General features: G+C 38.0%; 18 protein-coding genes and 1 riboswitch. Of the genes, 12 read left to right on the plus strand and 6 right to left on the minus strand.

Annotated features, from left to right (window positions below):
• Positions 1–94: 94 nt before the first annotated feature.
• Complete coding sequence (locus MKZ25_RS07470; RefSeq protein WP_340800950.1) at positions 95–1,141, minus strand: LLM class flavin-dependent oxidoreductase; 1,047 nt, start codon at positions 1,139–1,141, stop codon at positions 95–97.
• 122 nt (positions 1,142–1,263) lie between these two features.
• The gene (gene abc-f, locus MKZ25_RS07475) at positions 1,264–2,712 is read right to left on the minus strand and encodes a ribosomal protection-like ABC-F family protein (protein WP_340800951.1); all 1,449 of its coding nucleotides are present in this window, start codon (positions 2,710–2,712) and stop codon (positions 1,264–1,266) included.
• A gap of 474 nt (positions 2,713–3,186) precedes the next feature.
• Between abc-f and MKZ25_RS07480 the strand changes: the two genes are divergently transcribed.
• Positions 3,187–3,819 (plus strand): LysE family transporter, encoded by a 633-nt coding sequence (locus MKZ25_RS07480; protein WP_340800952.1) that lies wholly within the window; start codon positions 3,187–3,189, stop codon positions 3,817–3,819.
• 343 nt (positions 3,820–4,162) lie between these two features.
• Positions 4,163–4,786 carry a DedA family protein gene (locus tag MKZ25_RS07485; protein ID WP_340800953.1) on the plus strand — a complete coding sequence of 208 codons (624 nt, stop codon included), beginning with the start codon at positions 4,163–4,165 and terminating at the stop codon, positions 4,784–4,786.
• A gap of 52 nt (positions 4,787–4,838) precedes the next feature.
• Here MKZ25_RS07485 and MKZ25_RS07490 read toward each other — a convergent pair whose 3' ends face one another.
• Positions 4,839–5,702: a helix-turn-helix domain-containing protein gene (locus MKZ25_RS07490; protein ID WP_340800954.1), complete on the minus strand. Its 864-nt coding sequence runs from the start codon at positions 5,700–5,702 to the stop codon at positions 4,839–4,841.
• Positions 5,703–5,910: 208 nt separating this feature from the next.
• Between MKZ25_RS07490 and MKZ25_RS07495 the strand changes: the two genes are divergently transcribed.
• The 3 genes from MKZ25_RS07495 to MKZ25_RS07505 all read left to right on the plus strand — a co-directional run bounded on the left by MKZ25_RS07495 (position 5,911) and on the right by MKZ25_RS07505 (position 9,707).
• Positions 5,911–6,228, plus strand: a complete 318-nt coding sequence (locus tag MKZ25_RS07495) for a hypothetical protein (RefSeq protein ID WP_340800955.1) — start codon at positions 5,911–5,913, stop codon at positions 6,226–6,228.
• Between the two features lie 129 nt (positions 6,229–6,357).
• On the plus strand, positions 6,358–8,841 hold the full coding sequence (locus MKZ25_RS07500; protein WP_340800956.1) for a hypothetical protein: 2,484 nt from the start codon (positions 6,358–6,360) through the stop codon (positions 8,839–8,841).
• Positions 8,841–9,707, plus strand: a complete 867-nt coding sequence (locus tag MKZ25_RS07505) for an ABC transporter ATP-binding protein (RefSeq protein WP_340800957.1) — start codon at positions 8,841–8,843, stop codon at positions 9,705–9,707. Before MKZ25_RS07500 ends, MKZ25_RS07505 begins: the two co-directional genes overlap by 1 nt.
• Before the next feature lie 60 nt (positions 9,708–9,767).
• Here the strand turns inward: MKZ25_RS07505 and MKZ25_RS07510 are convergent, their stop codons facing one another.
• On the minus strand, positions 9,768–10,331 hold the full coding sequence (locus MKZ25_RS07510; protein WP_340800958.1) for a DUF4256 domain-containing protein: 564 nt from the start codon (positions 10,329–10,331) through the stop codon (positions 9,768–9,770).
• A gap of 334 nt (positions 10,332–10,665) precedes the next feature.
• On the opposite strand from MKZ25_RS07510, the gene MKZ25_RS07515 reads away from it, so the two are divergent.
• Entirely contained in the window at positions 10,666–10,866 is a 201-nt protein-coding gene (locus MKZ25_RS07515) for a cold-shock protein (RefSeq protein ID WP_191701229.1), read from the plus strand.
• 250 nt (positions 10,867–11,116) lie between these two features.
• On the opposite strand, the gene MKZ25_RS07520 is transcribed toward MKZ25_RS07515, so the two are convergent.
• Positions 11,117–12,424 carry a serine hydrolase gene (locus tag MKZ25_RS07520; protein WP_340800959.1) on the minus strand — a complete coding sequence of 436 codons (1,308 nt, stop codon included), beginning with the start codon at positions 12,422–12,424 and terminating at the stop codon, positions 11,117–11,119.
• A 224-nt stretch (positions 12,425–12,648) separates the two neighbouring features.
• A complete protein-coding gene (locus MKZ25_RS07525) occupies positions 12,649–12,861 on the minus strand; it encodes an alpha/beta-type small acid-soluble spore protein (RefSeq protein WP_008406565.1) in 213 nt (70 codons plus the stop codon).
• Between the two features lie 259 nt (positions 12,862–13,120).
• Here MKZ25_RS07525 and MKZ25_RS07530 point away from each other — a divergent pair, with 259 nt between their 5' ends.
• The 6 genes from MKZ25_RS07530 to ltrA all read left to right on the plus strand — a co-directional run bounded on the left by MKZ25_RS07530 (position 13,121) and on the right by ltrA (position 19,622).
• Positions 13,121–13,888 (plus strand): class I SAM-dependent methyltransferase, encoded by a 768-nt coding sequence (locus tag MKZ25_RS07530; protein ID WP_340800960.1) that lies wholly within the window; start codon positions 13,121–13,123, stop codon positions 13,886–13,888.
• 12 nt (positions 13,889–13,900) lie between these two features.
• Positions 13,901–14,704 carry a GNAT family N-acetyltransferase gene (locus MKZ25_RS07535; protein ID WP_340800961.1) on the plus strand — a complete coding sequence of 268 codons (804 nt, stop codon included), beginning with the start codon at positions 13,901–13,903 and terminating at the stop codon, positions 14,702–14,704.
• A 12-nt stretch (positions 14,705–14,716) separates the two neighbouring features.
• Positions 14,717–15,115 carry an acyl-CoA thioesterase gene (locus MKZ25_RS07540; protein WP_340800962.1) on the plus strand — a complete coding sequence of 133 codons (399 nt, stop codon included), beginning with the start codon at positions 14,717–14,719 and terminating at the stop codon, positions 15,113–15,115.
• Positions 15,116–15,137: 22 nt separating this feature from the next.
• Positions 15,138–15,938 carry a DUF2785 domain-containing protein gene (locus MKZ25_RS07545; protein ID WP_340800963.1) on the plus strand — a complete coding sequence of 267 codons (801 nt, stop codon included), beginning with the start codon at positions 15,138–15,140 and terminating at the stop codon, positions 15,936–15,938.
• Positions 15,939–15,950: 12 nt separating this feature from the next.
• A complete protein-coding gene (locus MKZ25_RS07550; RefSeq protein WP_340800964.1) occupies positions 15,951–16,823 on the plus strand; it encodes a S16 family serine protease in 873 nt (290 codons plus the stop codon).
• A gap of 11 nt (positions 16,824–16,834) precedes the next feature.
• Positions 16,835–16,972: riboswitch (cobalamin riboswitch) on the plus strand.
• Positions 16,973–17,804: 832 nt separating this feature from the next.
• Entirely contained in the window at positions 17,805–19,622 is a 1,818-nt protein-coding gene (ltrA, locus tag MKZ25_RS07555; RefSeq protein WP_445326855.1) for a group II intron reverse transcriptase/maturase, read from the plus strand.
• Positions 19,623–19,918 lie beyond the last annotated feature (296 nt).

The raw sequence follows: 19,918 nt of genomic DNA on the forward strand, positions 1-19,918 counted from the left end.
AATATAGTCGGAAAGTTTGGGGAAAGAGGAGAATTAAAGGTCATAAAAAATAGGCTATGCAGCAAAATACTGCACAGCCCATAAACTATCATTCTTATCTATTTTTTAATTTTGCTACTTCCTCACGGACAATTGGTGCAACTTTCGTACCTAACAGGTCGATGGCATGCAATACTTGATCATGCGGCATGGAACCGACTGGCACGTGTAAGAAAAATCTTGAAATGCCGACATGTTCGTAAAGATAGATGATTTTCTTCGCAACCGTATCAACATCGCCTACATAGAGAGCGCCTTCCAAGCTGCGGGCGTCATCAAATGCTTCGCGGGTATACGGAGCCCATCCACGCTCGCGGCCCAGTTTTGTCATAGCCGCTGCTGTTGACGGGAAAAACTGCTCCGCTGCAAGTTCTGTCGTATCCGCAATAAAGCCATGTGAATGGGAAGCAACACGCAGCTTCGAAATGTCATGACCCGCCTTTTTCGCCACATCATAATAAAGTTGAACGATGCGCGCAAAATAGAGGGGACTGCCACCGATAATCGCTAATGTTAATGGCAAACCCAATGTTGCAGCACGGATTGCAGATTGTGGTGTACCGCCGCTCGCAACCCATATCGGCAATTTCTCCTGAACCGGGCGCGGGTAGATGCCGCGTCCTGGAATCGACGGACGGAATTGGCCAGTTGATGACACAATCTCATTTTCCTGAAGATTCAATAATAGATCGAGTTTTTCTTCAAAAAGCGCATCATAATCAGTCAAGTCGTTGCCGAACAGCGGGAACGATTCAATGAAAGACCCTCGGCCAGCCATAATTTCGGCGCGGCCGTTCGATAGTCCGTCAAGTGTCGCGAATTGCTGGAAGACACGTACCGGATCATCTGATGAGAGTACTGTTACAGCACTCGTCAGCCGAATCTGTTGTGTTTGCATTGCAGCTGCCGCGAGCACGACAGAAGGAACTGATGCAGCATAGTCCTTTCGGTGATGTTCACCGACCCCATACACATCCAGTCCTACCGCATCCGCCAGCTTAATTTCTTCGACGATTTGTCGCAGCCGCTCGGCATGAGTCACTGTTTCACCGGTTAAAGCATCCGGTGTAGTTTCTGCAAAAGTCGAAATACCTATTTCCATGTGATCACCTCCAAATAGTAAATGGCTCGTTTCCTTTTCTTACTATCATTACCATATGAAATCATTTTAGTGCACATCGGCTGGAAATGAAAGAAATGTATCTCTCGTAATGAGCTGTAAAATCATATTTCAGTTAATGCTTTATCTTTTATTTCTATAATTCTTGTAGCCACTTGCTTAACAAAATAGTCATCATGGGAAACAAAAAGAACGGTGCCGTCATAGGCTCGGATAAAGTTTGCCAAAGCCTCTTTTGCAGCTATATCTAGGAAGTTTGTCGGTTCATCAAGCAAGAGAATATTATACTGACCCAAAAACAGTTCACTTAATAGCAACCGAATCCTTTCACCGCCGCTTAAAACAGTAATCCGTTTTTGTAAATCATTCTGTTCAAACTGCATTTGATGCAAAACAGTGCGGATAAATGAATCACTGTATTCACTTCTTGTTTTTATAAAACTCCAGATAGTATCATCCGGTAAGTTTTGATAGGCAAGCTGTGAAAAATGACCGATTTTTACTTTCGGTGAGATATCTATATTGGAATGCTTTTCGATAATCGCCTGCAGCAATGTTGATTTTCCACTGCCGTTTGGTCCTGTTATAGCGATCTTTTCCTGCAGGCGAACTTGAAGCCGGCATTGATTCAATAATATCTTTTCTCCGATTTTTAATGTAAGATCCTGCATCATAATCGGCACTTTGTTATGAAGTTCCAGTGCTTTCGATTGTTTGAAGTGAAGTGGCACATCCTCTTTTACTTTTTCGACAACAGGCAGCTGTTCGATCCGTTTTTCCATTGCTTTAGCAGAACGGTAAACCGACTTTTGGCTCGTTCCTTTCGATTTTGTTTCAAACATTCGATTCGCTTTTGCCTTTGTTTCTTTTTTTGACATCTTCTTGGCCTCGGTAATTTTTTCGGCCTTTTTCATTTTTTCAGCAACAGCCTTCTCCAAATGTGTCTTCTCACGAACATATTTTTCATGGGCAGTTGTTTGCTCCTGTTTTTCCCGTTCTTTTTGCGCTGCATAATCGGAGTAATTCCCGCTATATACCGAAACATGCCCGTCACTCACTTCCCAGATTGTCGTAACGATACTATCCAGCAAGATTCGATCATGACTGACTATGACGACTGCTCCGTAATAATAGCGGAGTTGCTCCTGCAAAAATTGGATGCCATCCTGATCTAAATGCGTTGTCGGTTCATCTAGAAGCATTGCCTCGTAGTAATGGCTGAATGCCTGAGATATCTTTAACCGTGTTTGTTCACCACCGCTATGTGGATCAACTGCCTTTAACTTATGGGCAAGCGCGATATCAATATTGTCCTGTGTAACGGCAGGGGATGTTTGTTCAAAATAATAATAATCAGCATGTGCGTTTACATTCCCTTGTTGTGGAATGAGCTGACCGGTTAATAATTTTAATAACGTACTTTTACCGGCACCGTTTTTACCGACAATCCCGATGCGGTCAAATTGATAAATGGCCAGTTGCGGGATTGTAAGTATTTCCTTATCCAAAAATTGTACGTGTATATTTTTCAGTTCAAAGCTTAAGTTTTCCATTATCGCTACCTCCGAAATTTAAAATTTCGTACCGATAGCTATCGATACGAGCGGTTTGTGTAATCCGCCCGTATTAAAAGAATAGTAGCATCTGCATAGTTTTAGCCCTCCATTTTGTAAAATGAGCCTAAAACGCAATAAAAAAGCAGACATATGTATGCCTGCTCCGAAAAAATATAGAAATCTCCCGTTCAAAGAGGTATCCCTATGGTTTCTCCGTTTACAAGCATGACAAAAAAGCCCATCTCTAATGGGTTTGCTTTTTTATTGCCAGCTTAGCGTAAACGAATAAAAAACATAGAAAAATCCCTCCTTCTCATGAATTACTGCCATCATAATAGATTTCCGGAAATAAATCAATACTGGAATTCATTAGGTGAATTTAAAAGGTAATTGAAGATTTATAAATATTCAAATATAATTATATTTATAAAACGGACGTAAGAAGGAATTTTTCTTGGAAGACGTGATCGAATGAGTTTATATTTTGCGTATGTCATGATTGGCCTTGCCATTGCAATGCCGGTTGGTGCCATTACGGTCGAAATGACGAAACAGGGTTTAAAAAATGGGTTTATGCACGGTTGGGCAGTAGGGCTTGGCGGAATGACAATAGATCTTGCTTTAATCATTGCTTTGTATTTTGGGGTGGCTAAATTTTTATCGCTGGCTTTTATTCAGCTTCCACTTTGGTTAATCGGAGCTGCTTTTTTGTTTGTTTTGGCTTTCGATTCAATTAAAAATGCAGATAAAGATATTGCGTTAGCAGGTGAGAAAGCGAATAGATCCTTTTTATCAACATACCGGAATGGTTTATTAGTTGCGGTTTCGCCAGGGAATCTTGTTTTCTGGATTTCTGTATTTGGAGCCGTTTTGGCCGACTCTTATACAGGAAAAGGGGTCAATCAGTTTTTGATTGTTGCACTAGGCATATTATCAGGTATATTACTGCATGATATTGGGCTTTTAACAATTGTTTCACTTACAAGGAAAGTCATGAACCGATCGATGATTAAGTGGACTTCCATTATTGCAGGCATATTATTGTTCGGGTTTGGCTGCTACTTTATTTATGAATTTATTCGTGCTTTAAAAGCATTAATTTAACTAGTAGAACAGGTGATTCCAGCATACATATGGTTTCGCCTGTTTGTTTTTTATATGTGCACATATAAGGAAGAGACCATGCAAAAAATGCTCTGACATATCGGTTTTTGCATAGACATACACTGCTATAAAATTAAAAGTTTTGCGGATAAGGCAACATTTGCGGGGAGAGGACGTTCTATTCTAAGGAAGAACATACATATTAACGGCAAGTTTTCGCAATTCCTATTGTGAAACGGTCAAAGTTTTTGTATGCTAAGTGAATGTAGAAGTGGACTTTGGAGTGGAAATCGGGTTGACCGATTTTAACTTTGGATATTGCAAATGATTGGAGTTGTTTTTGTTGTTAGATACAATCATTCTCTCGATGATTGAGTTTTTTAAAGGGTTTGGCTATTTTGGTGTACTGTTGGCACTCTGCTTTGAGTTTATTCCAGCAGAAGTCATATTACCAATGGCCGGGTTTTGGATTGCTCAAGGGGAATATAGCTATTGGTTAATGGTGCTTGCCGGAACGGTAGGCGGAACGATCGGACCGTTGACATTATATGCGGTAGGACGTTATGGTGGCCGACCAATTGTCCTGAAATACGGGAAATTCTTCTTGATCAATGAAAAGCAAGTGAATGCATCGGACAAGTTTTTCGCAAAATATGGCGCGGGTGTCGCATTTTTCGGTCGCTTTATGCCAATCGTCCGTACGGCAATCTCGGTACCATGCGGGATGACAAAAATGAATGTATGGAAGTTTACAATCTACACATTTTTAGCAATGTTTCCGATTACCGCGCTTTATGTTTATTTAGGCATTCAGCTAGGGGAAAACTGGGAGCAGGCAGGAAATCTGTTTAAACAGTACTTGCAGCCGTTTGTCATCATCATTATTATTCTTGCAGTAATTTATGCGATTTATAAATACCGCATTAAAATATTGGAGCGTAAAATGAACTTACCGAATAAAAAATAAATACAGGAGGGCAGCCGAATTTACTGGGCTGCCCTTTTTAATTTGCTTTCTATTATTTAACGATTATATTATTTTTTATTTCCTTCTCCAGCATTTTCACCAGTTCTGCTTGTTCTAGATGTTGAAGTAGCGTTAATCCCTTTTCAATAAAACCTTCATCCGTTCCTTGTAGATTATTTAGGCAGACACCCTTTCTCACATAACAGATCGACAAGTTGATAAAAAGCTGCTCTGCTTTACATTTACTGCTAGCATCATTCAAAAGTTCCAGTGCGGTTTCATAGTCTTTTCCCTTTATATTAATAAGCGACAAATTGATCAGAAAATTTATTTTTAACTTATTAATATTTTGGAACCCGTTGTATTTGTCAATATGGCGAAAAGCGAATTCTTTTATTTTGGTCGCGGTTGAAACCGGAAATACAAATAAAATGGCATTGAGCAAATAAATATCAGCTAAGTACAATGTATTTCGTTGCGAGAGATCTTTCCATATAGGAGATAAAGTTTCGGAAGCCAGTAAAAAATCACTGGACCTCGCCAAAACGAGCATGCCTTCCATTACTGTTCGGATATTCCTGATCAGATTGTCATTCGGATTGTGCTCTAAATAAGCAGTGCACTCTTCAATCATTCGGAGCAGGGCATTTTCGGAATTATATGTTTGATTGTAAAACTTCTTCATGATCCTTTGCCGGTCATGCATTTCATAATTGTTGCTTATGTATTCAAATTCCTCGTAGGACATTTCGAGCCGACCTAAAAATTCCTTCAAAATCGAAAATTTAATTTCTCTGTTTTCTCCTTTTTCGAACTTCGAGTAATTGCCCTGTGAGCATATTTTTTCGCTGACATATTGTTGTGAATAGCCTTTACCGACCCTGATTTCTTTTATAACTTGCCCGTAATTATTCATTTCATCACCTAAATTATTCTTTTAGGCATATTATACACTTTTCGTCGTATAGTTTGTAAAATTAATACAAAGGAGGGGACGATATGGTAGATTTATTAATCACAACTTTAGAACTGTGGATTATTGGAACTGGTGGAGGATAAGTTAAGGATTTAGAAATTCATATATAGCAATCAGGCTTTGGAATAGGAACTAGGAGGAATCAATGATGAAAAAATTTAAATTGTTAAGTTTAAGTTTATTAACAGCAATTTCTTTAAGTGTATCCGTAAATATTTCAAGTATCCAAGCAGCTGAAAGTTTGACGCCTGAAGCTTCTGTAACATCCGATACACTCTGGTATTCAAAAGAAGTGCCATATACAACGACCCAATCGATGTGGGTGACGGTTACCAAGAACGGTAAAACGTATTCTGGTTATTTGTATAATCGCGGCTATGCTGTAGGAAAGCCGGGCTATTCCTTCTTTTCAGGCACGCTTAAAACAGGACCATATGCACCGCTAAGTAACGCAGACCATGAGTAATGTGTAAAAACTGAATCTGATAATTTTCCAATATCCTCTTTGACTAGGATGAGCCCTCCGTTTTTTGGCAAATCTGCTCAAAGAGGAATTTCTATTTTCAGCATCTTAACAGGGGAAGGAGGGTGAATGATGAATGAAGTGATCCGTTTTCTCATAAAAGGCTGGTTAAAAAGCAACTATATTTTTATATTACCTGTTGCGATTTTCGTTTTTGTCGGGGCGATGCTCGTTATTAATAGTACGCAACCAGAAGCTACCAAGCAGGAACTGCAGGAAACGTTCAACAACCGAAAAGATACAGTACATTTGTTGATTACGAGCACACTAACTAAAGAACGGGTTATAGGTCTCACTCCGGAAGAACAGCAATCATTGGAGAGCCTCCTATTAAAAGAGCAATATATAAACGGTATTTTAAAGAAATTAGACGAGAATGATTTACAGATTGTCAACGAGCAGCTTGCCTATTTAAACGAATATGAAAACTACATAGCATTTAAAGCAATCCCATATCTCGGAGAACATACAGTGGCAGTTGAAAGAGAGAAGGCGGAAACACTTGCGGATCATCAGTTGGCCTATACGGAACAAGATACTCCATTTAAAACGGCCTTGTTTACAAAACAATTATTCCAGATTTTATTCAGTCCGGTTACAGCTTTTCTTCTATTATTGGTTTTTTGCTATAAATATATATTTGACCGGGAAAATCGGACATTCGATTTCTTTAAAATCAATTCATTGTCCAATACAGCGATTTATTTAGGATACTTGATACCCTTATTGATGGTCGTCTTGAGTTATATCGTCATCATATGCGTTGTATCGTTACTACCGCCATTAATAACAGGGAATCTCAACACAATTTACTATCCTGTTGAAGTGGCATTGAATTCCGAAACTATTTTAGTCCCAATATGGAAATGGCTTGTGTTTATTCCGATTGGCTGGGGGATTTTCAGTGCGATGTTATTGCTGCTGTTTACTTGCCTGATTAAACAGCAGGCGAAATTAGGATTATTGTTTTCGCTGATTAGTTTACCGGTTTTATTCAGCTATATGATTTCTTTGAAAACCGGGTTTCAAATATATAATCCGATTCATTTGATTGTTTCATATGACCAGCTATTACTGGATCCGAATCGTTTTGTCACTTATTTAATCATCATGTTAGTTCTAGGAGTGATCGGTACAGGTATTACTTATGCTGTCATTAATATGAAAAGTGTCAGTTTTGGAATTCCTGAATATACAGCATCCAAAAAACAGTATCGACCAAACAGGAAATTTAAATTATTACAATTTGAGCATCTAAAGAAGAAGCGGAAAGGTCATATTTTTTTGATCGTACTTATGCTGTTCGGAATATTTGGCGGTACGGTCATTGTGGTGAATGAGCAGTTCCAAACATTTCCTGACAATGCACTGAAAATAATCGAGCGTTCCCAAAATACGATTATCCAGGATCAAGCACATTGGAGACTCGTCGCAGATGAATTTGAAATGGAGCAGGAATTGCAACGGCGGATGGCTGAGGAAACGGGTGAAGAGCTGGAAATACTTGATCAAAATCCTTACCAGTCTATGATCAAACAATTAGAAATGCGATTTGAGGCGTTGGAACATCTCAAGGCTGATATTCATTCTCCTGTATTTTCCGAGACATTTCGGGATGTGATGAACTCATTTGAGCCAGGTTCTTACAGAGAAAGCGATAATACGCTTTGGACGTTGACCGACATGGCATCGGAAGAGCAGGAAATACTACTGGATGACAGAAGAATAACCCCGTGGCCGCTTGGACATAAATGGGTATCTAATTTTGATAATCCGAGTCAGGCTTTAGACCAGGAACATTATGAACGTTTAAAACTGTTCCAGGAACAAAATACAAAATACGGAGACAGCAGCTCTTTTGCAATGTACAGGTTCTTTGAATGGAACATGATGCTGTTCGTCCTGGCCTTATTTGTACTGTTGTTATGGACAACGATGGCCGATGAATACCGAGCGAATCCGTCGATGAACTTTTTAGCGACAAAGCCGGTTCGATTTACTTCTATTTATATATCGAAATGGGTTTATAATTTAGCGATTGCCAGTAGTTTGGTGCTCATTACGGGTACTATTATTTTTCTGATCGCCACATTTATTGGCGGTGTAGGCGAGACGGATTATCCGATCCTGGTATATGCAACAGAACGGCTGGAGGAGCACTATTTCTTTTCAACAGCGAATAATGCCTATTTTTATTTTGAAAGTTTGACATCGCTGCTCGTTAAAAGTGTTGTGCTTGTATTCATGCAGCTATTCTTCTTAAATAGCTTGTTCAGCTTTGTCGGGAAATTGTTGAAAAATCATTATGCAGCGATTATCGTTACATTCATACTTGTCATTGCCGGGTACTTTGCCGGGAACCATTATATTGAACTCGCAATTAGTTTGTATAATCCGTTTGTATATTTTGATACATGGAATATTGTAGATGGCTGGAAATCGATTGAGGCGAACAACGGAAAAATGAATTTTTTGACAGGTACGGTCATTTTACTAATCAGCGGAACCGTATTGTTCGGCATGGGGCTTCTATTTAAAAGGAAGGTGACATCATAATGGTATTGCAGGTGAATGGACTTGAAATGAAATACAAAAGTAAACAAGTCCTGGATAAGATTACGTTTTCTATCGGTACCAGTGAAATAATAGGCATTGTAGGACCGAATGGGGCAGGGAAATCAACATTAATGCGCTCGGTTTTAGGCTTGGAAGAAATAAACAAGGGCTCTGTCCACATTAATAATATTCCCAACACCAACCCTGAATTTTTCAAATATATTTCTTTCTTGCCAAGTGATAATTACTTATATATGCAATTAACCGGCTATGATCATCTGTCGTTTGTAGCGAACATTTACCATATACCGCAGCAAGAAATAGAAGAAGTCATCGAGTTGATCGGCATCCGCTCATATGTGCATCAGCCCGTCAAATCCTATTCATACGGGATGCGTCAACACTTGCTGATCGCGTTAAGTATATTGACAAAGCCGCTCATTATTTTAATGGATGAACCTTTTAATGGACTGGATCCGACGAGCATTATTGAATTAAAACAATTGATAGAGGTGCTCCATGCTAAAGGAATCAGCATTGTCATTTCGACGCATAATCTGGATTTACTGGAGGATTTGACGGAGGCAATCTGGTTTCTTAAAGAAGGGAAGCTTTATACGGATCCGTTGCAGTCAAATAAGGAAGTACAATACGAAATTAAGTATTCCTGTGATGGTGATCTTTCACAAATAATGAAAAAGAGTCATCTGCCTTTCCAAACAAACGAGAATCTGCTCATTACAGATGCAACATTTGCGATTGAAACCTATCTTCAGTGGCTGCTGAAAAATGGTGTGCGTATCCATTCGGTGAATCCGATTAAAAGGAACTTGGAGGAACTGTACCGTGAATTTTATGGTCTATAATAGAAACAAGCCGTTGTCAGAAAGGATGACAACGGCTTGTTTTAAGTTGAAATCGATAAATCAGACAGTAAGAGAACCTCTAAATCCTCGCGCGCCATAGTATGAGTCAGCACCGTTATGGTACATGAAAATTGTTTCGTAACGACGGTCGCAGAAAATCGCTCCGCCAAGTTTACGGATATCCGGTGGTGTCAAAACCCAACTGGATGTTTTTAAATCGAATTTTCCGAGTTGCTGCAATGAGCGGTATTCGACTTCGGTTAAAATGTCAATTCCCATTGATGCGGCCATATTCATCGCACTGTCTTCCGGTTTGTTTTTCTTACGCGCATCCAATGCTTCCTGGTCATAACAAATACTTCTGCGTCCTTTAGGGCTTTCAGCTGAGCAGTCCATAAATGTATAGGTGTCCGTTTCATGGTTGTATGCAACGACATCAGGTTCTCCTTCTGTACGTTCCATTTCATGAAGTGACCACAGTTTCACAGGATTTGCTTCGAGCTTTGTCTGAACATTTTCCCAATCGATATTCGGATGACGTTCCATATGCTGTAAAAAGCGTGCTTTCAATGTTGAAAGAAGTTGTTCTTGCTGTTCGTTTGTTAATACTTTTTTAGCTGCCATAATAGTGAACACCTCGTTAAGTAGTTGATGCTTTTAATGATACTGTAGTTTTGAGAATAATGTCTAGTAATGGTTAACTCTCATAAAAAAAAGCTGCTTCTAAACATAGGTTGTATCATAATTATAGTTTACAGGAATGAATTGTTTCATATGGGTAGACAAATGAATAAGTTTGTTATATACTAATGTTAATAAGAAATGTTACAAGACAACAATAAATTCACCTATTACAATATGTATTCGTGTTTTATTTAGTACTTATTGTAATATGTGAATTTTTTTCTTTATGAGGAATTGTGATCTTATTAAATTTAATTAAATGGAGGTCATTTAAATGACACAAGGTACAGTAAAATGGTTTAACGCAGAAAAAGGTTTTGGATTTATCGAAGTTGAAGGCGGAAACGACGTATTCGCTCACTTCTCAGCAATCCAAGGCGACGGTTTCAAATCTTTAGACGAAGGTCAAAAAGTTGAATTTGAAATCGAAGACGGTCAACGTGGCCCACAAGCTACAAACATCGTAAAACTTTAATTTTAAAGCTTAACGATAAACTGCATCCCGAATACGGGGTGCAGTTTTTTTGTGATTTATCTTTTTTAGTGTCGTTAGTTAGGGAGTATCTTATTCCTTTGTTTACTTATATTCTGCTAGTCATTATGTACAAAGAGCTGTATACGGAAAGCGAATAGAGAGTCCGGGGAATAATTAAAATGTAAAAGATGCTTAGCCAAATCTGGCAAAGCATCTTTTTTGCAGCGGTATTTATAAAATTAAACCACACTTAGTTTAATAGCGCATCACGTACCTCATTGCGAAAATCTGCATCGTTCAAAAGCTTTCTTTCAAATGAATTTCGGTTGTTTCTCAACAGGAAATGTTCATGAAATTTCAGGTCATTAAGCAAAATAACAATTTCGAACTGATCTCCCTTAAGATTTTCAACATACATCGCATTATTTAAGATGAACAGTGTAGAGCCGCCTTTTGAGCCAATATGTGTATATTTTTTATGATTTTCTTCATTTAACTGCATCGGCCACTCCATCAGATCCCGGATAGTTTCGGCAGCATTTGCTGGCAGCTCGTCATTGGAAATAAGGGAGAGCAGTTTGCCGTATTCATTTGCTGAAGCGCCAATTAACCGATCTGACCAAACTCTTTGTACGGCAGGGGATGAGTCGAATTTAGCTTCACTTGCATTAATTTCGCCTGTTTTCATTTGCAGGCTGATCGATTGTGCTAAATTACGATAGTCTTCCATTGATAACTTTTCGAGCGCATCGATTAATTCTTTTTCGGACAGTCCATCTTTTTGCATAGAATCAGGAATCAAGAGTGCACTGACAATTGGATAAACATCTTCATGCTGTGTTAAGCCTAACACTGTTTTGCGCTGATTTATCGCATCGACACCGAGCAGATTGATTAAATAGTCTGTATTGGCATTGGAGCTATACGTAACCATCCCTTTTGCAACATCATGTAAAGTGACTGCATTATTTTGGATGCCCCCATTTTGTTTCACAGCTTCCAACCATGCTTCATGACCACCCCCATCCGTATTTTTCAAATAATAACGGTTCAGATCGGCCAATGGAATTGTCTGGTCTTTTTGAATTTTATTTTCTTCGACCTGCATCGCATATTCAACGGCAATAAGGATTTTTACTGTACTTGCCAATGGCCGTATAACAGTTGACTGATAAGTAATGACAGGTTCACCGTTTTCAGCAACATATAAAGAGCTGGATTCCGGATTTTCCTTTAAATGTTGAATAACATAATTGGGATTGTCCCGGAGTAGAGCATATGCTGCAATTCCTGCAATTAAAGAAAGAACACCATATATAGTTAACCTCTTTTTTGTATAAGTTTTATGATCAAACAAAATCATAGCCAGAACACCGAACAGGAAAGCGGTGAAGTAATTTATATTGAACACTAAAACGGCAATAATAATTCCTAATACGATAGCAACCGTTACAATGGCTTTCTCAACTTCTTCACGTGTTCTTTGTTTCTTATTCAATAAAGGTATTAAAGTAAGGAAAACAATTCCGGACAAACCGATCCAACCATAAATATTCATTTATGTACTTCCTCCTTAATAAAACCAAGTTAATCCAATAACAATTGCTGCCGGATTTACAACTAAGCTAGTTAATACTGTCTTTTACGGAGGAAAACAGTAAAAGTTTCATTTTTATGGAAAATTCCTTGTTTGTATTTTAGTTTATAGGTGTATGTAATCTTCCCGAAAAGCCAAAATGAAAAGAAAACGCTACAAATTTTGTAGCGCTTCCTTTTCGTTAATTATTGTTGATTGTTTGAATTACCGCGTAATTGCTGCTCTGCCATTTGAACTAGGCGTTTCGTAATTTCGCCACCTACAGAGCCGTTAGCACGTGCCGAAGCATCTGGTCCTAATTGAACACCAAACTCTTGTGCAATTTCGTACTTCATTTGGTCAACTGCTTGTTGTGCACCAGGTACACGTAATTTGTTTGAGCTGTTGTTGTTTGCCATTTGTTATCGCCTCCTTCTGACATTAGAATGTACCGGGAAGAGAGTTTCATACTATATCAGGAATAGGTAATTTACAGTTCAATTGGTAACGTTTTTATAAAATGGTGAAGTTTTTATAATGACCGATTGCCATCGATAAACATCAAATCATACACGATAAAACATACCGTAACTAAAACAAATTAGAAAAATTGTCGGATTGTATCATTTGGAATAAAGTGGTTTAATTGGGACATCTAGTATAGATTCATCGAAAGGAATGACTTTTTTGAATTCAATTATAGAAAACAACAAAAAAAGCTGGGATATTGTAGCGAAGCATTTTGCGGGAGGAGATGCGTTGCCAAGCTACGGACCTTTAGCTCAAACAGAAGAAGAACTGAATTTGATCGGGAATGTTGCCGGAAAAACGGTGCTGGAAGTCGGTTTTGGGAGCGGTCATTCTCTTTTATTTATGAACAGCAATGGTGCAAAAGAGCTTTGGGGTGTCGATTTTTCTGAAGCACAAAAAGAACTTGCACAGAAAACGTTAAAAGGTATTGAGGCCAATTTATTTACTGCTCCAATGGAAGAAGAAATCGGTCTGCCGAAAAATTACTTTGATTTAGTGTATTCCATTTATGCGATTGGGTGGTCTAGTGATCTTCCGGCAACTTTTAGGTTAATTCACAGCTACTTAAAAGAAGGCGGCGAATTCATTTTCAGCTGGGAACATCCTTTCTATAATCAAATCAAATGCCGTGATCATCAGTTTATTTTAACGGATTCCTACCAGCGTGAAGGGTATATTGAAACAACGTCATTTAAAGGGGAAGATGCGCCAATGCAAATACCGAAATATAAAATGGCGACATTTATAAATGCACTTATAAAAGCAGACTTTGAACTTGTAGAAATTATTGAAAGTGATATCCCGGTACATGCAAAAGGTGAAGAAATTCCGTATTCCGAAAAGTATTATTCTCTTCATAAAGCAAATTACTTTCCAACGACCTTTATCGTGAAGGCTCGAAAACGTACTTTATAGGGGGCAAGTAAAATGATCCGAAAGTTAACAAATGAGGACTTTGAAACTACAATGGCACTTGTACATAAAAATCCGGCGGAAAATTTATTTATCATCGGTGATATTGAAGCGTACGGGATGGAATCGGATATCCAGGATTTATGGGGGCAATTTGAAGGTGATCGGCTAATCGCGATATTACTGCGCTATGATCAGAACTATATTCCGTATAGTGAGGGGAACTATGATGTTGATGGATTTGCCAAACTAATCAACGAAAATCCAGGGCGGATCGAAATATCTGGACTACAGCATCTAGTCGCTCCATTAAAAAAATGGATTAACCGCGGTATTCGTCGTGACAGCGAAACGTATTATGCAAAATGTACAAAATTGACCGTTCCCACAGCTGAATTGGATTTTTCGAATGTGACATATTTACAGCCAAGTGAGTACGGAGAAAATATTGAAATGCTACAATCGATTCCGGAATTTTCAACGGGTACTTTTAGTATTGAAGGAAGAGAGCGCGCGGAAAAATTTAAAACAGGGCGTACTTATATTATTCGTGATGAACAAGGTGTGATGGTATCGTCAGCCTCAACAACAGCGGAAAATTCTCAGTCCGCGATGATTGTAGGCGTCGGAACAAGACCCGGTTACGGGAAAAAAGGATATGCGACACATTGCATGTTAAAACTTTGCCGAGACCTGCTCGCTGAAGGAAAATCAGTTTGTCTGTTTTATGATAATCCGGCTGCCGGACGCATATATAAACGGATCGGTTTTGAAGATATCGGTTTATGGACAATGGTTCGTTATGAAGAAGAAAAATAGAGGGGGAATATTGTGAGAATATTATTAGCAGAACAACCGATTCAAATAAACGCCTATGATATTGATGCGATGGGCATTGTTAGTAATATCGTGTATGTACGGTGGTTTGAGGATTTACGTATGGCTTTTTTGAATGAACATTATCCATTGGCGGAAATGATGGCAGTGCAAATCTCCCCGATCTTGATGAAAACAGAGATTGAATACAAAGCCCCTTTAACAATTTTCGATAAACCGGTCGGACGGTGCTGGATGGTGAAAATCGGGCAATCGAGTTGGGAAATGGAGCTGGAAATTACAACGGAGAAACATACACATTGTACCGGAAAGCAATCTGGATGCTTTTTCAATTTAGAAAAGAAAAAAGTTGCGAAAATTCCTGAGGCGTTAAAGAAACTATTCGAAATGTAGCAAGAAAAAGGAGTAAATGGAGATGAAAGAACATTTAGAAGGAGTAGTAAACAGATCGATCAATGTAGATTTAATTGATCTTAATGAATTAATCGAATATATGTTAAAAAATATCGGAAATACGGACAGTTATTTACGTGATCACTTAATTTACCAGGGATTTTGTGAATTAATTCTGAATGACCAGTTCACGAAAGAACAGTTAATTTTAATATTAAAAACATGTTTGGATGACGGGCATCTTTATTTAAATATTACACACAATGACCTTTCGGATGATGTGTTTACAAGATCATTTTCAGCACTTGTTATCACGCTTATTTTAGGGAAAGATCGTGAAAAAAGAAGTTTGCCGGAAGCACTTGTTGTTGAGGCTATTCACCGAAGTATTCATTATTTATTCCTTGAGCAGGATTACCGGGGATACGATCATACGAAGGGCTGGGCACATGCGGTAGCACATGGAAGTGACTTGTTAACAGAAGCAATCAGACATCCGTTGATGAGCGATTCTCAATTTTTATGCAGTGCATTACAAAGTTTAAAAAGCTGCCTTCTTACTGAATACGCTTTAATCGATGAGGAAGAAGAACGCATGTTACCGGTCATTGATGCATTACTGGATAAGGGACTGACGGATGGGCAACTGTTGACATGGTTAAAAGGATTGCATTATATAGAAGTAGCGGATTGGCATAAAAAATACCGGTATGAATGGAACGTGAAGAAATTCGAGGCGGCATTATTAAGACATTTATTAAAATCAGCCAAATGTACACAAACAGCCGATTGGATTATCTTTGGAAGTCCCACTTTAGTTTAAGGAGCTGAAAAATTGAAACGCATTTCTTTAATAATACTGCCATTCGTTTTATACATAACAGGATTAGTTGCATATTATTTCGGTAAGATTAACGGTTATCAATTTATTATTTTTATTATAGTCGGCTTAGGAATTTCAATTTTCGGTTTTTCTCTTTACCGGAACGAAAAGAAGTTGAAAGCTGCTTTTTTAGGGATATTTTATATACTAACTCTATTAACTTTATTTGAAAGCCGACTGATCGATTATGAAAAGTATACTTATTTCCTAATGTCATATAACGAGCCTTTTGAAATAGTGGAAGATTCAGGTGTCAATGTACTGGCAGTGGATGTTTTTGAGGCCCCATATATAACAGATTTGGGGTACTTAATTCATACTTTAGAATCTTCAACGAATAAAGAAGTTTTGGATGCGGAAGTTGTCACGAATAAAATCCGGTACCGTTCGAAAAACGAAGAATTACTAAGTTATGTACGTCCTGAGGAGAAACATTTTGAAACAATGAAGGAAAATGTTTTTACCAATTTACCGGGCACCTCTTCTGCTATTAATCAATTTTTAGAAAGAGAAGATATAGAAGGCGACAGTGCGGGACTTGCCACTGTGTTAAGCGCTCTTATTGAAAAAGGTGACGTTAATAATAATGTTCCGATTGCCGTAACAGGTGCGATTGACAGCACAGGAAATGTGAAGGAAATTGGTTCGATAAAAGCGAAAACTTTGATTGCCGAACAAAGCGGTTTCTCTCATATCCTTGTACCTGTGGAAAACGAAGAAGAAGCGAAGAAAGTAAAAAAAGATGAGCAGCTAAATATAAATATTATTGCAGTGGCGTCTATTGAAAATGCTGTAAAGGAAATTATGAGAATTAATAACGACTAACCGGTGCTTGCCTGTGCTGAAAAGTTATTTGTAATCAAGAATGGTCCTAAAAAGGGAAATTAGTGAAAGACTAATGCAGCCCCCGCTACTGTAATAGCTGCGTCCCCAAAGCGATGTTTTAGGAGTCTTGCGAATCTATAACTTTGTCATGGCATTTGTTATTCCATAATCGGGCGCGATTCTTCAATATGAAGATCGCGTTTTTCCGTTATAGGGCCATATTGTTGGTGCGACACGTTCCTAGCTTAAATGAGATGTGGTTAACACAATCTTGGTAAAGGCTAGGCAATTTATATTTAATTGAAGGATATTATCAAGGAGTCGAATGATGAGGTAACGCTCTGAAAGGCTCCCCCTGCGTCGAATAGCACGCTGCTTAGTAAGGAAAAGCGTGTTATAAGCTCGGTTAATAGGCGTGAGAATTTACCGTAACAGTCTAGCTGACGAAATCCTACCCGATGGGGTGGTGTAAATCATGGTGCTTGGGTTGAACAAATATGGTGAGAATGCAACCAATAGGATAATAAACCTAATTTGCTGACGAACCTCTGAATGTACGGGTCTAGACTGGCAATACATAGAAATGTGTATATCACTAAATGTGAGATTAGCTATGGATGAGTAAGAATCAACAATATAAAAGTCCATCTTGTGTTACAGGCACATGTAATGCTAACAGGCTCATAGGAGGCACCTAAGTTTGTTCCATAATAGTTAATATTCAACGTGGTAAGCTGATAACGTGGAGAGCTTACTCTCGATGAAACGTTGGAAAGGAAAATAATCGTGAGATTAACGAGTATATAACTTTCCTTAATATCAGTGAAAGTGGTGGCACAGTACCGTTGAAGCGTGTAATGAACGTGGAGGGATCGCCACTAGATTAATACAAGATTTATTCACCATGAAAGGCAGTTCTTCAACGATTAATAAGGTTCTTGTGAGACTAATAGAGGTTCAGCTCCAAAAGGAGCCACCGACTTGTTAAAACGAAAGAAACTGAGACATAACGAATATTATGACATGCAAAATCAATTTGATAGGTTATATGCTCGCAGTGTTGATGGTCAAAATTTTTATGATTTATTAGATGTAATGCAATCGCGTGAAAACATTCAATTAGCGTACCGTAATATCAAGAAAAATACGGGTAGTAAAACAGCTGGGTTTGATGGTCAAACAATTGAAGATATTAAGCAACTTGAAATATCTAAAGTTGTATCAACGATACAAAAGATGTTTGCACACTATCGTCCACAAGCAGTACGACGTGTTTTTATTCCAAAAGCAAACGGGAAAACACGACCGCTAGGTATTCCGACAATTTGGGATAGGTTATTTCAACAATGTATTTTACAAGTCTTAGACCCAATTTGTGAAGCACGATTTTATAAGCATAGCTATGGATTCAGACCCAATCGTAGTACACATCATGCGAAGGCACGTTTTGAAACATTGATAAATCGAGCGTGTTTATATCACTGTGTAGACGTTGATATAAAGGGATTTTTCGATAATGTTAATCATTCGAAACTGTTAAAACAAATGTGGACAATGGGTATTCGTGATAAAGCTCTTCTATCTATAATTTCACGCCTCTTAAAAGCTGAAATTATAGGCGAGGGTTTTCCAGTAAAAGGTACTCCGCAAGGAGGAATACTATCACCACTTCTATCGAACATTGTATTAAATGAGCTTGATTGGTGGGTTAGTAAACAGTGGGAAAGCTTTGAAACGAAGAAGGCTTATAAAAACAAAGTGAATATGAATCAGGCATTAAAGAAATCGAACTTAAAGCATTGTTATATTGTAAGGTATGCAGATGATTTTAAAATCATCTGTCGTACACGTTCACAAGCAATACGCATGTTTTATGCAGTTAAAGATTTCCTCTCTACACGCTTGAATCTTGATATTAGCGACGAGAAATCGAAAGTTGTGAATCTAAAGAAAAATTCTTCCGAATTTCTTGGCTTTCGTATTAAAGCTCATCCTAAGAAAACAGAGAAGCGTACCCTATATGTTGCACATTCACATATGACGAAGAAGGCTCTAAACAATGCCCAAATAAAGTTGAAAAAGGCGGTAAAGACAATACAAAAACATCAATGTATTGAAAATGTCTGGCGGTTTAATACGGTAGTTATGGGTATTCAAAACTATTACTCCGCAGCGTCACACATAACAGATGATTTAGCTGAGCTGAACTATCGTATCCATAGAACGCTACATAATCGTTTGAAAGGGATTAGAAAAGAAGCAACGTTTCAAGACCTTACGAAATCTTTACGAAAAAGGTATAAGGGGTACGAATGCAAGATTTATAAAGTTAAAGAAATGGCACTTGCTCCAATTCATGCTCAACGTTGCCGAATAAATCTAAACTTCTCACAAATTATCTGTAATTATACTACCGAAGGTAGAAATAAAATTCATCATAGTTTAAGAGCGATTAACAAGCAAACACTTATAAATGTGATGCAACAGTTTATCCCTCAACGTTCCATTGAGTATAACGATAATCGGATAAGTAGATTTATTGCGCAATATGGTAAATGTGCTGTAACTGGGGTTGAACTTAGTTTTAATAATTGGCATTGTCACCATAGAACCCCATATTATTTATCGCAAGATGATTCTTATAGTAACTTAATTATTTTACATAAATCAGTTCATAGATTAATTCATCTTAAAGACCCCAAGAAAATTGAAGTACTCATGAAAGTACTTCAATTAGATAAAAAGCAACTAATGAAAGTAAATGAATTGCGTGAGCAATGTCTGAACGAAGCAATCTAATTCTACATTACATCTTGTCCTTACATAAAAATCAAATGAATTGAATTAATTGGAACGCCGTATGCTGGGAAACTCGCACGTACGGTGTGAAGTGGGGGAAAAGCTGGAGATAACTTCAAAGGCTTACCTATCACTATAGTAAAACAACATATATTTATATTTTACGTAATCAAAATTGTTGAGGAATACACCTAAACTAAAGAGGTGGGTTAGTTGAAGAAGCCGAAAACATTGTAGGGTAGTGAAAAACCTTTTTAAAATTTTACGCAACATTTGAATATCAAAGCACGAAATTA

The organism is Solibacillus sp. FSL W7-1464, from assembly GCF_038004425.1.
Classification (GTDB): Bacteria; Bacillota; Bacilli; order Bacillales_A; family Planococcaceae; genus Solibacillus.

Coding starts and splice junctions, on each gene's coding strand:
- MKZ25_RS07470 (WP_340800950.1), bottom strand. CDS start 1,141: ATGGAAATAGGTATTTCGACTTTTGCAGAAACTACACCGGATGCTTTA.
- abc-f (WP_340800951.1), bottom strand. CDS start 2,712: ATGGAAAACTTAAGCTTTGAACTGAAAAATATACACGTACAATTTTTG.
- MKZ25_RS07480 (WP_340800952.1), top strand. CDS start 3,187: ATGAGTTTATATTTTGCGTATGTCATGATTGGCCTTGCCATTGCAATG.
- MKZ25_RS07490 (WP_340800954.1), bottom strand. CDS start 5,702: ATGAATAATTACGGGCAAGTTATAAAAGAAATCAGGGTCGGTAAAGGC.
- MKZ25_RS07495 (WP_340800955.1), top strand. CDS start 5,911: ATGAAAAAATTTAAATTGTTAAGTTTAAGTTTATTAACAGCAATTTCT.
- MKZ25_RS07500 (WP_340800956.1), top strand. CDS start 6,358: ATGAATGAAGTGATCCGTTTTCTCATAAAAGGCTGGTTAAAAAGCAAC.
- MKZ25_RS07505 (WP_340800957.1), top strand. CDS start 8,841: ATGGTATTGCAGGTGAATGGACTTGAAATGAAATACAAAAGTAAACAA.
- MKZ25_RS07510 (WP_340800958.1), bottom strand. CDS start 10,331: ATGGCAGCTAAAAAAGTATTAACAAACGAACAGCAAGAACAACTTCTT.
- MKZ25_RS07515 (WP_191701229.1), top strand. CDS start 10,666: ATGACACAAGGTACAGTAAAATGGTTTAACGCAGAAAAAGGTTTTGGA.
- MKZ25_RS07520 (WP_340800959.1), bottom strand. CDS start 12,424: ATGAATATTTATGGTTGGATCGGTTTGTCCGGAATTGTTTTCCTTACT.
- MKZ25_RS07525 (WP_008406565.1), bottom strand. CDS start 12,861: ATGGCAAACAACAACAGCTCAAACAAATTACGTGTACCTGGTGCACAA.
- MKZ25_RS07530 (WP_340800960.1), top strand. CDS start 13,121: ATGACTTTTTTGAATTCAATTATAGAAAACAACAAAAAAAGCTGGGAT.
- MKZ25_RS07535 (WP_340800961.1), top strand. CDS start 13,901: ATGATCCGAAAGTTAACAAATGAGGACTTTGAAACTACAATGGCACTT.
- MKZ25_RS07545 (WP_340800963.1), top strand. CDS start 15,138: ATGAAAGAACATTTAGAAGGAGTAGTAAACAGATCGATCAATGTAGAT.